The organism is Rahnella sp. PAMC25617, assembly GCF_050606005.1.
In the GTDB taxonomy this organism is placed as follows: domain Bacteria; phylum Pseudomonadota; class Gammaproteobacteria; order Enterobacterales; family Enterobacteriaceae; genus Rahnella; species Rahnella variigena.
The window spans coordinates 399,449-413,637 of sequence record NZ_JBOCUM010000003.1 but is presented as its reverse complement, the minus strand read 5'-3'; the positions used below and the strand labels follow the sequence as shown (position 1 = coordinate 413,637).

Below are 14,189 nucleotides of genomic sequence, written 5' to 3'. Positions count from 1 at the left end.
CCCCCTGAATAAGGAAATTCTTTGCCACTTCATAACTTCACACTGACACTTTCAGGTGTCACCTCCGATACTACAAGGCTGGAAGATGCGCTCTTCGAGAGCGGTTGTGACGATGCCCTGATTGCCTTTTATGGCACCTCAGTTTATCTGGAATTTGACCGGGAAAGTGATTCCCTGGCAAAAGCAATCATGACAGCTATCCGTGACATTGAATCTGCAGGCCTGAATGCACGTGTTGAGTCAGTGGATACTGTTTTAGTCGGGCTGAGTGATATTGCCGGGCTGACGGGACTGACCCGGCAGTCAGTGGCGTTATTGAAGGAAGGTGCAAGAGGTCCGCGTAATTTCCCCAATCCTGTCCAGCGGCTTAAGGGGAATTCGCCTCTCTGGCGATGGAAAGACGTTGCGGGCTGGTTGGTCAGCGAAGGACGTATCACGGCCAGTGATGTGCTGGTTGAAAGCGCAGGAATATTGGAAAACATTAATCTGGCACTGCAATTGCGTTCTGCTCCTGAGCCCAAACAAGTCAGCCAGTTTGCGTACCTGCTTGAGCATCAGGAAGATATCACTGTTTTTTCGTTATGACTTACAACGCCTGTGCATTCAGCGCGGTATTAATTGCCGCCGCCACACCCGTCGGGTTTTCCCACATCATCGAATGACCTGCCTGCGGCACGACAGCGGTCTGAATGCCATGCAGCGGCAGAACGGCGACATCAGGCTCTGGAAGTGAAAACTCACCAAACAATACGGTCGCGGGCATTTTCAGGTGATAAAGCTGTTCGCGCCACGGCACCTTTTCGCCATTGACCAGCCCTACCGCCTGACGGTGGATCGCCAGCGGTGAGGCAATGCCCATGCATCCTGCCCAGATGTGATCATTTCCGCGAACCGCCACCTTAATCAGATGCCCGTGGCCTTCGCGCAGATAGTCTTCTTCAGAATACTGGGCAACTGCGCGGCTGAATATTCCGCCCCCGGCGTCCAGATTCGGCTCGGCGACAATCAGACGCTGGATCAGATCAGGGCGTTGCGCCGCTACCATAATGGCGATACTGCCGCCCATGCTATGACCGATTAAGTTGACCTGCGGTACGCCGAGGCTTTCAAGCCAGACAATCACGCAATCAACATGTGCCTGCAGGCTGTAGCTGAAATCATCGGGCTTATCGCTGTAGCCTGAACCTGCCAAATCGAGCAACAGTGAGCGGCGCGGACGTAATGAAGCATCAGTCGCCACGCGCGGAAAATCGCAGGAAGACGCACATCCCAGACCGTGAATAAAAACCAGCGGAACCCCCATCCCGGACAATTCATGGAAGCGTAAATGCATTTGCGTACCGGGTACTTTAAACGATTTCATCTCGATCCTTTGCTGACGGCTCACGTACTATTTTGCTTAAGAACAATCTGGCTTAAGAACAATCTGGCTTAAGTACAATCTGCGAATTATAGGCAGAAACTTCCTTACCGGCAGTACAAATAATAAGTAAACAAACAGAGTACGAAAACAGGCAAAAAGCTTTCCTTTTTTGTCCAGATAATCATCACATCACCGGTGCTTATTCAATAATTTGGCTTAAAGTATTTAGCCTGTGAATATTTCTTCGACAGGCTCTTTCTATCAGCCAGACAAGTGATAGCATGGGCCTCTTGCTCACTTTATGGATTCATCTGATGGTCAGGTTAGGCAGTTGTGTGACGGTGATTTTGGCGCTGGCGTCGTTTTCAGCATCGGCTGTCACGCAGTATCAGTGCGTGTTAACTCATCATACTCAGTCTGATGATGGCAATGATGTTTCTGAAGTCGTGAACAAAAATGCCCAGGTTTATGATGCGGGGAATACGTTCAGTTTCTCCCCTGATGGCAGCAAAATGGTCACCAGCCCTGAACTGACGGATATCATCGGCAAAGATAATCAGCCCATGAAAGCGGGCGCGCAAGATAACCTGATGTATATTCACGTCAAAGACAGCTTTGTTGTGGCAACCCAGACCGAAGGGTATGTTTACGGTGATTGCAAAGTGAATACCGCGAAGTAAAAATCTTTATCCGGGCGTTTTCTGAGCCCTGTGGGCGCATGAGCCATGTCTCAGCGCCCTGCAATATCGCACTGCAATAAATAGAAACACTCCTGCCAGTTCATTAGCACACTTCTTATAGTCGTCCGTGGCATGACGGGCTATCCTTTCGCACTTTTCCAGTCTCCGTTTATTCATTTCGCCCGCTTCAAGAAGCAGACAAAAAAGGTATTTGCCCGCTTATGGCCTTACTTAACGACGAAATTCGCGACCATACCGCCGAGTCCGTCCTTTTCGTTCGTCGTGCCGTGATTGCATTTTTGGTCGTGATCCTGCTGTCTTCTGCGCTGGTGTTCAATCTGTACCATCTGCAGGTGGGCATGCACGATTTTTACCAGACCCGCTCAAATCAGAATGACATCAAAATGCTGCCGATCGCCCCAAGCCGCGGGCTGATTATGGATCGCAACGGCGTGGTGCTGGCGCAAAATATTACCCTCTATCAGATTGAAGTGATCCCGGGCAAAGTGCCGGATCTTAACGCCACGCTGAACGCACTGAAACCGATTGTCGATCTCACACAAGACGATCTGGACAGTTTCCACGACGCCATGATCCACGGCCGTCGTTTTGCACAGATCCCGCTGAAGCTGGCGCTGACCGATGTGGAAGTCGCCCGTTTTTCCGTGAACCAGTTTGATTTCCCCGGCGTTTCCATCAGCACGTATCAGCAGCGTCGTTATCCTTATGGCGCGGAGCTGGCGCACGTGGTCGGCTACGTGTCTAAAATTAACGATAAAGATGCCAAACGTCTTGATGCCGAAGGTATTTCGGAGAATTACGCTGCTGACCACGATATCGGCAAGCAGGGCGTTGAAAAGTACTATGAAAATATTCTGCATGGCCGTACCGGTTATCAGGAAGTGGAAGTGGATAACCACGGCCACGTGGTGCGCCTGCTCAAAGAGGTTCCGCCGCAGGCCGGACAAAATATCTATCTGACGCTGGATCTGGGGTTGCAGCAGTACATCGAGAAAGTCCTGAAAGGTCAGCGTGCGGCGGTGGTGGTGATGGATCCCCGGGACGGCGGCATTAAAGCCATGGTCTCCAGCCCGAGTTATGATCCGAATCCGTTTGTGAACGGAATTTCCACTAAGCAATACAGTGCGTTACTGAAAAACCCTGACCTGCCGTTGATCAACCGTGTTACGCAGGGGCTTTATCCGCCAGCTTCCACGGTCAAACCTTTTATGGCCACGTCGGCGTTGTTTGAAGGGGTGATCACTCCGCAAACCACCTTCTTTGGTGCGCCGACCTGGACGCTGCCGGGCACCGAACGCCATTACCGCGACTGGCTGAAAACCGGCCACGGTATGCTGAACGTGACCAAAGCGATTGAGGAGTCTGCCGATACCTTCTTCTATCAGGTGGCCTATGAAATGGGCATCGATCGTATTCATACCTGGCTGAGTAAATTTGGCTACGGGCAGTCGAGCGGGATAGATCTCGACGAGCAATATAGTGGCGTGCTGCCAAGTCGTGAATGGAAAATGAAAGTCCATAAAAAAGGCTGGTATCAGGGGGATACGGTTTCTGTCGGCATCGGGCAGGGCTATTGGGTTGCGACGCCAATTCAGATGGTGCGTGCGCTCAGTGCGCTGGTGAATAACGGTAAGCTGGAAACGCCACATCTGCTTTATTCAGCAAAAAGCGGCAAAGTGATTACGCCATATAAAATGCCGCCGACGCAGCAAATAGCGGATCCGAAATCGCCGATCTGGGGGATTGTGAAAAACGGCATGTTTGGCATGGCCAATTTCCCGAATGGTACCGGCTATAAATTATTCCACACCGCGCCTTATCAGATTGCGGCGAAATCCGGCACCTCGCAGGTTTTCAGCCTGCGTGAGAATCAGGTTTATAACGCTAAAATGACGCCGGTTCGCTTACGTGACCACATCTTCTACACGGCGTTTGCGCCTTACAAACATCCGACGGTGGTGATGGCGCTGATCATGGAAAATGGCGGCGGTGACGGCGTGGTGGCCGGGCCGACCGCGCGTGCCATACTCGACCATATTTTCCTGCCGCCGCAGGCGGTGATGTGTGATCCGGCGAAAGCTGATAATCCGGCAGACTGCGAACAACCGGTTCCGGCACCTAATTCGCTGGGCTTTAGCGAGCATTGATGCCGGCCGTTGAGTCAGATCATCTCGAAGGGCACGTTGTTGAGCCGGGCAACGTGTTTTCCGATCTCTTCCGTGCTCTTCATGTGATCAAAATGGACATTACTGTAGTCAGGGAACAGGGTTCTATCGACGCCTAACACTTTGGTCACCCGGATGTTTTGAGTGGGAGGCAGCCCTGCATATAAATTCAGGCCCGGGCGTCCGATAACGAGTATTTCATTGTGGCTGTATTGTTTACGAATCAGATTATCTTGCGTCATGAGATTTGCAGGCGTTAATAGTTGCTGGTATCCACCGGCACATCTGAATTTCCCTTTCCCTCTGCCGCTCTTAATACAGTCCACAAGTTCGTAGGGTCTGACCACCGCTCCTGCGGGGTTGTAGTATTCCCGTCCTGCATGGTTGATAAAATTAACGTCACGCGGGAATGTGCCGAGTATATTTTGTCGGGGGACTTCAAGTACCAGCGCGACGTTGTGATACATCCCGGTGTACCTTGAGGTCTCTGCCGTGAGTTTTTTAATATCTTTTAAATCAACCAGTGATGTGCTGAAGATATCCCAGCCATTAAACAAAGAAGCGGCATCCTGGCGGCAGAACGGACTTTCGTGCAGTTGGAAAGTGTGGACTAAGACATGGTCCTCAGGAAGAACAGACCAGCTTTGCAGGGTGGCCATTCTCTGCATTTCGAGCATTTTTTTATTTTCCTGCTCAGCTAGCAGTAGTCCTTCCGGGGATAGTTTTGCGGTTTTTTTTTTGAGAAATGGCATTTTCTACATCCTGTAAACGTGCGTATTGTTATTGATTCGGGAGAGTCAAACAAAGCGACAACAGATGAAAAATATATCATGTTCATGTTTTTCATATAGTTAATAACATATTAAGAATAATTACAGGGGAAAACCTCTTACATTAACAGCCCGATATTGTCTGAGGGATTGTAATGTTGGGCTGGAAATCAGAACGGAGGATGCGGGTTGTTACCTTTATTGCTGATGGCGCCTGTTTTACTTTACAGACTTCTCTGAAGATGATGCCATCTTCAGCGTATTACGGGCGTTTCAATGTATCGAAAAGTATTATTGGTAATAAAAATCCTAATTTAATCTTATTTAAAACTAGCGGCGCACTCCCATCTTCTGCGCACATGCCATTCTCGATAATGCCATCATGCTTGTACACAGCACCCAACGCGATGAGTGTGTTTATGATAATCCGCTGGAGACCGGCGATCCGGGTGTGCAGGCCTTACTGGCAGATTCTGATCAGGCGATGTACAGCCATAAACAGCTTAGTAAAAAGGTTGTGATCAACCACTGACAGCCAGATGTCATAAAATGACGACAATGGACGTTATTGTTGTCTCTTTTTGGCGACATTTAATTTTATGATATTTAAAGGATATTTTTTTATTTCTCAATTGTGTTGTTTTTTGGCGACGCAAAGGTTGTTTATTCATCAAGTTAACCGTGCTTTTGCCGGTGCCTGAAAATGATTTAACTATAAATATCCTTTAAATACAGCTATATGATAATTTTTATTAAACATTGGCACGGAACGTGCTAGATTAGCGCAGTTGCTCATTCACCTGATTATGATTGGCTCACGCGAAAGCGTTGATATGCTCATAATGTCCGAATGACGCCAAAGAAACGGTGCCTATCGTTCACCCGACCGATAATCGTTGCGCAAGCACGTTATCAAACATCGAACGACACGTTGAGTGAGGCACCACCTCTTCCGGTTTGCTGAACATCCGTCTGGATGTTCAGCAATACCCACCCTTCATACTTCTCATACTTCTCATACTTCGCCCATTTAAACACTTTTCGTATCCTCTCAGACACTGGCTGTTTAAACCGTTGTCCGCTAGCATGACTTTATCTGTGATAAATGAGATGAATGCGTTGAAAAGAGGACGTTTATTCCCCGGTTCGCTACGTCAGCTGGTACTGATGGCTTTCCTGCTGGTGCTGCTGCCCTTGCTGGTGCTCGCCTATCAGGCCTATGACAGCCTTGATCAACTGAGCCGTCAGGCGGCGCGAATCAACCGGACTACGCTCAGTGACGCCCGCCGCAGCGAATCGATGTCCAGTATTGCGCTGGAAATGGAGCGCAGTTATCGCCAGTATTGCGTTCTCGACGATCCGACACTTTCCCGCCTTTATCAGAATCAGCACAAACAATATTCCCAGCTGCTGGATGCTCATGCCTCAGTACTGCCGGATTTACGTTATTATCAGACACTCCGCACCTTGCTGACGCAGCTTACACAGCCGACCTGCCAGAATAACTCCCCGGATAAAGATGCTTCTGCGCGTCTTGAGAATTTCTCGCGCACTAATGCCGAAATGGTACAGGCGACGCGGGAAGTCGTATTCTCACGCGGACAACAACTTCAGCGCGCGATTGCCGAACGCGGTCAGTTCTTTGGCTGGCAGGCGCTGGTGCTTTTCCTGCTCAGTGGCGCGCTGGTGCTGCTTTTCACCCGCATGATTATCGGGCCGGTAAAAGGCGTCGAACGGATGATTAACCGGCTGGGGGAAGGGCGTAATCTGGGGGATGTCACCCGATTTAAAGGGCCACGCGAAATCCGTTCTCTGGTGCAGCGCATCGTCTGGCTGAGCGAGCGTCTGGCATGGCTGGAATCGCAGCGTCACGAATTCCTGCGCCATATTTCCCACGAACTTAAAACCCCGCTCGCCAGCATGCGTGAAGGGACAGAACTGCTGGCGGATGAAGTCGCCGGTCCGCTGACGTCAGATCAAAAAGAAGTGGTGGCTATCCTCAACAGCAGCAGCCGCCATTTGCAGACGCTTATCGAACAACTGCTTGATTACAATCGCCAACTGGCTGATGTGCCGACGCTCAGTGTGGCCGTTGATCTGAAATCGCTGGTTGATGATGTCGTGACGGCTAACAGCCTGCCGGCACGCGCCAAGAAGATCCGCAGTGAGGTCACGATTGATGCGCCGACCTGTCTGGCTGAGCCGACATTATTGCGGCGCGTGGTGGACAATCTCTATTCCAATGCGGTGCACTACGGGGCTGAATCCGGTACTATTTGGGTCCGCAGCCGGGAATTACACGGACGGGTTATTATCGAGGTGGCAAACACCGGAACCCCGATCCCGCAGGCCGAGCGCGCGATGATATTTGAACCTTTTTACCAGGGTAGCCAGCAACGAAAAGGGGCTGTGAAAGGCAGCGGTCTGGGGTTGAGTATCGCCCAGGACTGTATTCGCCGCATGCATGGAGAGCTGCAACTGGTTGCCGTTGAAGATGCGGACGTTTGTTTCCGTATTGAATTACCCCTGACGGCTGAGAAGAAATAATAATGATGCTATTTGCTGACTGGTGCGTCTGATGAGCGCATTGTCTTTTATCACCCATATCACCACCCGTCTGGTGCGCGCCGTACTGCGCAGCCGGGCGTTTTTACTCAGTGCGCCACTGGCGCTGGCGGGCTGTGTCCCGCATTCTGCCGACAACCGTTATTTCCAGCAGGTGTCTGATCAGGTCGTCCCTGACAGCAAAGTGATCGACTTTCGTATCGCTCCTTGTGAAACCCTCTGGACACTCGATGACAATGACGCCGTAACGAACTCACTGTACTGGTTACGGGCGATGGACTGCGCCGATCGTATGAGTGATGCGCAGGCGCGCTATCAGGCGCAGCAGATACAAGCGACGACCTGGGATCAGGTATTTAAACAAAGTATTCTGCTCTCCGGTGCGGATCCCGATCAGCAGCAGCGCCGTGCGTTACTGGCAAAAGTCAGCGCGTATCGTGGCCAGATGCCGGGACAAATTCGTCCGCTGGTGCAGTTATGGCGAGAACGTCAGAATTTACAGGTCGTGCTGGGCGATGAAAAAGCCCGTAATGTCCGCCAGCAGGCAGTGAATGAAGAAAAACTTCAGGCGATGACTGAACAGCAGCAGGTTCTGGAACATAATCTCGCCGATACCCGCCGTAAGCTGGAAAACCTGACGGACATTGAGCGACAGCTCTCTTCGCGCAAACAGATCCAGGGCGATTTGCCGGATAATGAGGCGACTGCGCCTGCTAAAGCGGCTTCGGATAATCCGGTAAAACCGGCCGAGACTTACACGCCACCGGCTAAGGATTCGAACGCAAAATGACGTTACGTAAAGCAGCCAGTTTATTGCTGGTCGATGACGATCCGAGCTTACTGAAGCTTTTGGGAATGCGCCTGACCAGTGAAGGTTTTCGTGTCACCACCGCCGAAAGCGGGGCGGAAGCGCTGCGTGTGCTGCACCGTGAACGTATCGATCTGGTGCTGAGTGATTTGCGTATGGATGAAATGGATGGCATGGCGCTGTTCGCTGAAATCCAGAAATTCCAGCCCGGAATGCCGGTGATTATTCTGACTGCGCACGGTTCCATTCCCGATGCGGTGGCCGCGACCCAGCAGGGTGTGTTTAGTTTCCTCACCAAGCCGGTCGATCGCGATGCGCTGTATAAAGCCATCGATGAAGCGCTGGCACAGTCCAGCCCGTCGGCCGATGAAAGCTGGCGCGAATCGATTGTTACCCGCAGCCCGATCATGCTGCGGTTGCTTGAACAGGCCAATATGGTCGCGCAGTCTGACGTCAGCGTGCTGATTAACGGGCAGAGCGGCACCGGTAAAGAAGTGCTGGCGCAGGCCATTCACGGGGCGAGCCCGCGTGGCAAGAAAGCCTTTATTGCCATTAACTGCGGTGCGTTGCCTGAACAGTTGCTGGAATCCGAATTATTTGGTCATGCCAAAGGTGCGTTTACCGGCGCGGTAAGCAGCCGCGAAGGGTTGTTCCAGGCGGCGACCGGCGGCACGTTGTTCCTCGATGAAATCGGCGATATGCCGCTGTCGTTGCAGGTGAAATTGCTGCGTGTGTTGCAGGAGCGCAAGGTGCGTCCGCTGGGCAGCAATCATGATGTGGATGTTGATGTGCGCATTATTTCTGCGACACACCGTGATTTGCCGAAAGCGATGGAGAAGGGCGAGTTTCGCGAAGACCTGTTCTATCGTCTTAACGTTGTCGGCCTGAAACTGCCGACCCTGAGCGAACGCTCTGAAGATATTCCGCTGCTGGCTAATCATCTGCTGCGCGTGGCGGCGCAGCGGCATAAACCTTTCGTTCGTAGCTTTTCAACCGATGCCCTTAAACGTCTGATGGCCGCCAGCTGGCCGGGCAATGTGCGCCAGTTAGTGAACGTGATCGAGCAATGCGTGGCGCTGACGTCTGCACCGGTGATCAGCGAAGCGCTGGTTCAGCAGGCGCTGGAAGGTGAAAACACCGCGCTGCCGACATTTGCCGATGCGCGTAATCAGTTCGAATTGAATTATCTGCGTAAATTGCTGCAAATTACCAAAGGCAACGTCACGCAGGCGGCACGTATCGCCGGGCGCAACCGCACTGAGTTTTATAAGTTGCTGTCACGCCATGAGCTGGAAGCGACCGATTTTAAAGAGTAACGGGAATTTACTTTCAGAGGCTGGAGGTACATTCCTGCGGCTGAACTATGATACCTTTAGCGCCTTCGCATGCCTCTGGCATCCGAAACCAGATTGTGAACCATGCTGCCGCTCAGGAAGGCGGAGAGCAAACGAATGATTATAAGGGTCCGCCATGAAAAAGATTGATGCGATTATCAAGCCATTCAAACTCGACGATGTCCGTGAAGCACTGGCTGAAGTTGGGATTACCGGGATGACCGTGACCGAAGTGAAAGGCTTTGGCCGTCAGAAAGGTCACACAGAACTGTACCGTGGTGCGGAATACATGGTCGATTTCCTGCCAAAAGTAAAAATCGAAATCGTAGTGGCGGATGACATCGTGGATACCTGCGTGGAAACCATTATGACCACTGCGCAGACCGGTAAAATCGGCGACGGTAAAATCTTCGTGTTCGATGTGGCGCGCGTAGTGCGTATCCGTACCGGCGAGCAGGACGAAGAAGCGATTTAATGTTTCATCAGGGCGGGTAATGTCATGTTACCGGCCCTGAGTATTTCCTCTGTTATTCTCCCTTTCCCTCCTATCTTGTTATACCAATCATTTTTTAACCTAGTCACTTCTCAACTCATTGTTTATCCGGTTTTTAGCCGTTATTTCTGCTCATCAGCACCCAAAGTTCCTCTCCGCCTGCAATCACAAAAAATGCTATTTGTTAGTTTTATGTGAAGTTTGTGGGGTTTTTATTGTGACTTCATTGAAAAAGTGCGAGTAAAATCACGTTTGTTGTTATACCAGTTCGATAAACCTGTCAGATACGTTGTAATCACCGACTAAAACAATTCAGGGTGAAAGTATCTGGCTGCCGGAACTGGTGTGGATTGATCTCCGTTGATCGTGGTTTTCACACCCATTCAAAAGGCTTTGCAATGTCACAACCAGAAAAACCCATACGCATTTCCCGTCGCGTATTTTTAGGGGGCGCACTGGCGGCGCTTTCCGTTCCGCTGATGAACAAGCTTTTGCTCAGCCCGGTTTATGCCGCGCCGGTAGCGGGCTTGTCGCAGGCAAAACAGGACTTCACCCAACTCTCGCTGTATCTGACCGGTCATGACCAGCTGGATCCGGCCCTTTCTGAACGTTATTACCAGACTATGTTGCAGCTGTACCCGGACTTCACCGCGCAGGTTCAGGCGTTGCAGGCGTTTATCACGGCCAGTCACATTGATGCCGCTGACCTGCAAAAAGCGCTGGATACACAGCAGCCCGCGCTGGCGAAATTGCCGCGCAGCATCCTTCAGGCGTGGTATCTCGGCGTGGTCGGCGATGGCAAACAGGCGGTTTGTCTGGCGTATGAAAACGCGCTGATGAATGTCGCGGTACGCGATCACCTCAATCCACCGAGCTATGCCTACGGCGCTTACGGTACCTGGGCAAAACAGCCTGTCTGAAAATAACGTTCAAAAAGGGTTAAGCAATGAGTGAACAACTTTCCGCTGACGTCGTCGTCATCGGCTCGGGGATCTGCGGCTCGCTGGTCGCACAGCGTCTGGCAAAACAGGGTATCTCCGTCATTATTCTCGAATCCGGCCCGCGTATTGATCGCGGTACGCTGACCGAAAATTTCCGTAATTCGCCGCGCAAAAAAGACTTTATGTCGCCGTATCCGTACTCGGACTGGTCGCCGCATCCGGTGTATAAACCGGAAGATAATGATTATCTGCAACAGCAGGGGCCGTATCCGTTCCCGGCGGAATATATCCGCATTATGGGCGGCACCACCTGGCACTGGGCGGCGCAGGCGTGGCGCGTTTTGCCCAACGATATGAAGATCAAAACGCTTTACGGCGTCGGGCGTGACTGGCCGTTATCGTACGACGAGCTGGAACCGTTTTATTACGAAGCCGAAGTGAAAATGGGCGTGTCCGGCGCACCCAATAACGGTTCACCGCGTACCCAGCCGTTCCCGATGGAACCGGTCGCTGAATCCTGGCTGCAACAGCGTTTTCGCGAGCGTCTGGCGCCGGGCGGTTATGACGTGATCGTGAACACCACCGCACGTAACAGCCGTAACTACGACGGGCGTCCGGCCTGTTGTGGCAACAACAACTGCATGCCCATCTGCCCGATTGATGCGCAATATCACGGCGGTATCGCTGCGCAGGCTGCGGAAGCGGCGGGTGCAAAATTGATTACCAGCGCGGTGGTGTATCGCCTTGAGCATGACGAAAAGGGGCGTATTGTCGCCGCACATTATTACGATCCCGATAAAGGTGAGCATAAAGTCACGGCGAAAAACTTCGTTCTGGCTGCCAACGGCATCGAAAGTCCGAAACTGCTGCTGATTTCCGCCAGCGATAAATACCCGGACGGACTGGCAAACAGTTCCGGCACCGTCGGGCGTCACCTGATGGATCACCCAAGCAACTCGCTGACGTTTGAAACTGAAGAACCGCTGTGGGCGGGGCGCGGCCCAATGAGTCCGGCGTCCATCAACAGCCTGCGCGACGGCGATTTCCGCAAAGATTACGCCTCGTTCCGTATTGATATCGCCAACTCTTCACAAGTGCAGTCAGTGACGCAGGATTTGCTGGCGGAAGGCGTTTACGGCATCAGCCTGGATAACGAAATCCGTCGCCGTGCGTCGCACCAGACCAGCCTGAAAAACGTGATGGAACAGCTGCCAAACTACGATAACCGCATCATTCTCAGCGACAAAAAAGACAAACTGGGTATCCCTAAACCGGCAGCGATTTATCACATGGACGATTACGTGCATCGCGGTATGGCGCGAGCCGTGAAGGAATATACCGAGATCGCCAGACTGATGGGCGGCACCAATTTGCGTTTCAGTAAGCCGGGCGTTTACGGCAACAACCAGCACATTACCGGCACGATGAGCATGGGTCATGACCCGAAAGACTCCGTGGTGGATGCGTTCGGACGCACCCATGACCACGAAAATCTGTTCATCACCAGTACCGGCGTGATGCCGACGTCGGCCACGGTCAACTCCACGCTGACCGCCGTCGCACTGGCGTTACGTACCGCTGATCATCTTGCCAAAACTGCGCTATAGGCTGACTGAAATGACTCTGAATCGTTTATCTCAAAAACGTCTGACGGGCGCATTGCTGGCCTTTGGCCTGAGCCTGATGGCAGGCACGGCTTACGCCGCGCTTTCGCCGGAACAGGATGCGCTGATCAAGAAAGGCGAATACGTCGCGATAGCCGGTGACTGTGTGGCCTGCCATTCCACCGAAGGCGGCAAACCGTTCGCCGGTGGCCTCGGGCTGGCAACGCCGCTGGGCACCATTTATTCGAGCAACATCACGCCATCTAAAAAAGACGGTATCGGTAATTACACACTGGAGCAGTTTGAACACGCGGTGCGTGACGGCGTGCGCGGCGACGGTGCGAATCTGTATCCGGCAATGCCGTACACCTCGTATGCCAAAATCAGCGATGACGACATGAAAGCGTTGTACGCTTATTTTATGCAGGGCGTGCAACCGGTGGATGCCCCGTCAACGCCGACGGCGCTGCCGTTCCCGTTCAACGTGCGTTTGTCGATGGCTGGCTGGAATCTGCTGTTCCTCGAGAAAGGCGCGTTTAAAGCCGATCCGTCGAAAAGCGATCAGGTTAACCGTGGCGCGTATCTTGGCGAAGCGCTGGCGCACTGCAGCACCTGCCATACGCCGCGTAATGCGCTGATGGCGGAGCAGGGCGATAAAGCGCTGGGCGGCAGCAGTCTGGGCACCTGGTTTGCACCAAACATTACGTCGGACGCAGTCAGCGGAACAGGTAACTGGAGCACCGATGAAATCGCCGGTTACCTGAAAACCGGTCATGCGCCGGGCAAGGCGCAGGCGGCAGGGCCGATGGCGGAAGCGATCGACCACAGCCTCAGCCATCTGAGCGACAGTGATTTGCAGGCGATTGCCGTGTGGCTGAAACAAACCACGCCGGTCAGTCAGCAAGGGCAGGCGAGGGCAGCGGACCAGTTCGGCTCACCGGCGAATTATGTCGATACTTTGCGTGGCGTTCCGCGTCCTGCTGATGCTGACAAAATGACCGGCTGGCAGGTGTATGACGGCTATTGCGCCAGTTGCCATCAGCCCGACGGGCGTGGCAGCAAGGATGGCGGCTTGCCATCGCTCATCAACAACACTGCGCTGGGGCATCTGAACAGCGACAATCTGGTGATGGCGATTTTGCACGGCGTACAGCGCGGCGCGGAAAGCAAAGATGTGGCGATGCCTGCGTTTGAGCATTTATTGTCAGACACACAGGTTGCCACGCTGAGTAATCAGTTGTTGCAGCAGTTTGGTAACGATCAGGCGAGTGTGACGCCGCAGCGGGTGAAAGAACTGCGCGCTGGCGGTAAACCTTCGCCGTTGCTGGAGCTGGCGCACTGGGGAATGGGCATTGCAGGGCTGCTGGTTATCCTGCTGATTGCGCTGTTCTTTGTTCGCCGTCGCCGTCGTCATTAATCCAAACTGGCGCAGCGATAAAAAAGGC

Annotated in this window: 13 protein-coding genes; 11 read left to right on the top strand and 2 right to left on the bottom strand. The window is 52.6% G+C overall.

What is annotated here, in order from left to right:
* Window positions 1-21: 21 nt before the first annotated feature.
* Complete coding sequence (locus ACM615_RS04085) at window positions 22-585, top strand: DNA-binding protein (protein ID WP_113875959.1); 564 nt, start codon at window positions 22-24, stop codon at window positions 583-585.
* A gap of 1 nt (window position 586) precedes the next feature.
* Here ACM615_RS04085 and ACM615_RS04080 read toward each other — a convergent pair whose 3' ends face one another.
* Entirely contained in the window at window positions 587-1,363 is a 777-nt protein-coding gene (locus tag ACM615_RS04080) for an alpha/beta fold hydrolase (RefSeq protein ID WP_159282032.1), read from the bottom strand.
* A 314-nt stretch (window positions 1,364-1,677) separates the two neighbouring features.
* Here ACM615_RS04080 and ACM615_RS04075 point away from each other — a divergent pair, with 314 nt between their 5' ends.
* Window positions 1,678-2,043, top strand: a complete 366-nt coding sequence (locus ACM615_RS04075) for a hypothetical protein (protein WP_112288972.1) — start codon at window positions 1,678-1,680, stop codon at window positions 2,041-2,043.
* A gap of 221 nt (window positions 2,044-2,264) precedes the next feature.
* Window positions 2,265-4,211, top strand: a complete 1,947-nt coding sequence (gene mrdA / locus ACM615_RS04070; protein ID WP_129639137.1) for a penicillin-binding protein 2 — start codon at window positions 2,265-2,267, stop codon at window positions 4,209-4,211.
* A gap of 14 nt (window positions 4,212-4,225) precedes the next feature.
* On the opposite strand, the gene ACM615_RS04065 is transcribed toward mrdA, so the two are convergent.
* Window positions 4,226-4,981 carry a hypothetical protein gene (locus ACM615_RS04065; protein ID WP_431011477.1) on the bottom strand — a complete coding sequence of 252 codons (756 nt, stop codon included), beginning with the start codon at window positions 4,979-4,981 and terminating at the stop codon, window positions 4,226-4,228.
* A 400-nt stretch (window positions 4,982-5,381) separates the two neighbouring features.
* Here ACM615_RS04065 and ACM615_RS04060 point away from each other — a divergent pair, with 400 nt between their 5' ends.
* The 8 genes from ACM615_RS04060 to ACM615_RS04025 all read left to right on the top strand — a co-directional run bounded on the left by ACM615_RS04060 (window position 5,382) and on the right by ACM615_RS04025 (window position 14,161).
* Window positions 5,382-5,531: a hypothetical protein gene (locus ACM615_RS04060; RefSeq protein ID WP_159282031.1), complete on the top strand. Its 150-nt coding sequence runs from the start codon at window positions 5,382-5,384 to the stop codon at window positions 5,529-5,531.
* A 578-nt stretch (window positions 5,532-6,109) separates the two neighbouring features.
* The gene (locus ACM615_RS04055) at window positions 6,110-7,546 is read left to right on the top strand and encodes a sensor histidine kinase (protein WP_132966776.1); all 1,437 of its coding nucleotides are present in this window, start codon (window positions 6,110-6,112) and stop codon (window positions 7,544-7,546) included.
* A gap of 31 nt (window positions 7,547-7,577) precedes the next feature.
* Window positions 7,578-8,354 carry a two-component system QseEF-associated lipoprotein QseG gene (gene qseG, locus ACM615_RS04050; protein WP_132966773.1) on the top strand — a complete coding sequence of 259 codons (777 nt, stop codon included), beginning with the start codon at window positions 7,578-7,580 and terminating at the stop codon, window positions 8,352-8,354.
* The gene (gene glrR, locus ACM615_RS04045) at window positions 8,351-9,688 is read left to right on the top strand and encodes a two-component system response regulator GlrR (protein ID WP_112288943.1); all 1,338 of its coding nucleotides are present in this window, start codon (window positions 8,351-8,353) and stop codon (window positions 9,686-9,688) included. Before qseG ends, glrR begins: the two co-directional genes overlap by 4 nt.
* Before the next feature lie 154 nt (window positions 9,689-9,842).
* Window positions 9,843-10,181, top strand: a complete 339-nt coding sequence (gene glnB / locus ACM615_RS04040) for a nitrogen regulatory protein P-II (protein ID WP_013574351.1) — start codon at window positions 9,843-9,845, stop codon at window positions 10,179-10,181.
* Between the two features lie 416 nt (window positions 10,182-10,597).
* A complete protein-coding gene (locus tag ACM615_RS04035; protein WP_112288942.1) occupies window positions 10,598-11,119 on the top strand; it encodes a sorbitol dehydrogenase family protein in 522 nt (173 codons plus the stop codon).
* Window positions 11,120-11,145: 26 nt separating this feature from the next.
* Window positions 11,146-12,747 (top strand): GMC family oxidoreductase, encoded by a 1,602-nt coding sequence (locus ACM615_RS04030; protein WP_113875966.1) that lies wholly within the window; start codon window positions 11,146-11,148, stop codon window positions 12,745-12,747.
* 10 nt (window positions 12,748-12,757) lie between these two features.
* The gene (locus ACM615_RS04025) at window positions 12,758-14,161 is read left to right on the top strand and encodes a c-type cytochrome (RefSeq protein WP_112288940.1); all 1,404 of its coding nucleotides are present in this window, start codon (window positions 12,758-12,760) and stop codon (window positions 14,159-14,161) included.
* The last annotated feature ends 28 nt before the right edge of the window (window positions 14,162-14,189 follow it).

Excerpts from the sequence above, each read along its gene's own strand:
- ACM615_RS04080 (WP_159282032.1), bottom strand. The coding sequence starts at position 1,363 with ATGAAATCGTTTAAAGTACCCGGTACGCAAATGCATTTACGCTTCCAT.
- ACM615_RS04030 (WP_113875966.1), top strand. The coding sequence starts at position 11,146 with ATGAGTGAACAACTTTCCGCTGACGTCGTCGTCATCGGCTCGGGGATC.
- ACM615_RS04055 (WP_132966776.1), top strand. The coding sequence starts at position 6,110 with ATGAATGCGTTGAAAAGAGGACGTTTATTCCCCGGTTCGCTACGTCAG.
- ACM615_RS04065 (WP_431011477.1), bottom strand. The coding sequence starts at position 4,981 with ATGCCATTTCTCAAAAAAAAAACCGCAAAACTATCCCCGGAAGGACTA.
- ACM615_RS04075 (WP_112288972.1), top strand. The coding sequence starts at position 1,678 with ATGGTCAGGTTAGGCAGTTGTGTGACGGTGATTTTGGCGCTGGCGTCG.
- glrR (WP_112288943.1), top strand. The coding sequence starts at position 8,351 with ATGACGTTACGTAAAGCAGCCAGTTTATTGCTGGTCGATGACGATCCG.
- mrdA (WP_129639137.1), top strand. The coding sequence starts at position 2,265 with ATGGCCTTACTTAACGACGAAATTCGCGACCATACCGCCGAGTCCGTC.
- ACM615_RS04060 (WP_159282031.1), top strand. The coding sequence starts at position 5,382 with ATGCTTGTACACAGCACCCAACGCGATGAGTGTGTTTATGATAATCCG.
- glnB (WP_013574351.1), top strand. The coding sequence starts at position 9,843 with ATGAAAAAGATTGATGCGATTATCAAGCCATTCAAACTCGACGATGTC.
- ACM615_RS04035 (WP_112288942.1), top strand. The coding sequence starts at position 10,598 with ATGTCACAACCAGAAAAACCCATACGCATTTCCCGTCGCGTATTTTTA.
- ACM615_RS04025 (WP_112288940.1), top strand. The coding sequence starts at position 12,758 with ATGACTCTGAATCGTTTATCTCAAAAACGTCTGACGGGCGCATTGCTG.
- qseG (WP_132966773.1), top strand. The coding sequence starts at position 7,578 with ATGAGCGCATTGTCTTTTATCACCCATATCACCACCCGTCTGGTGCGC.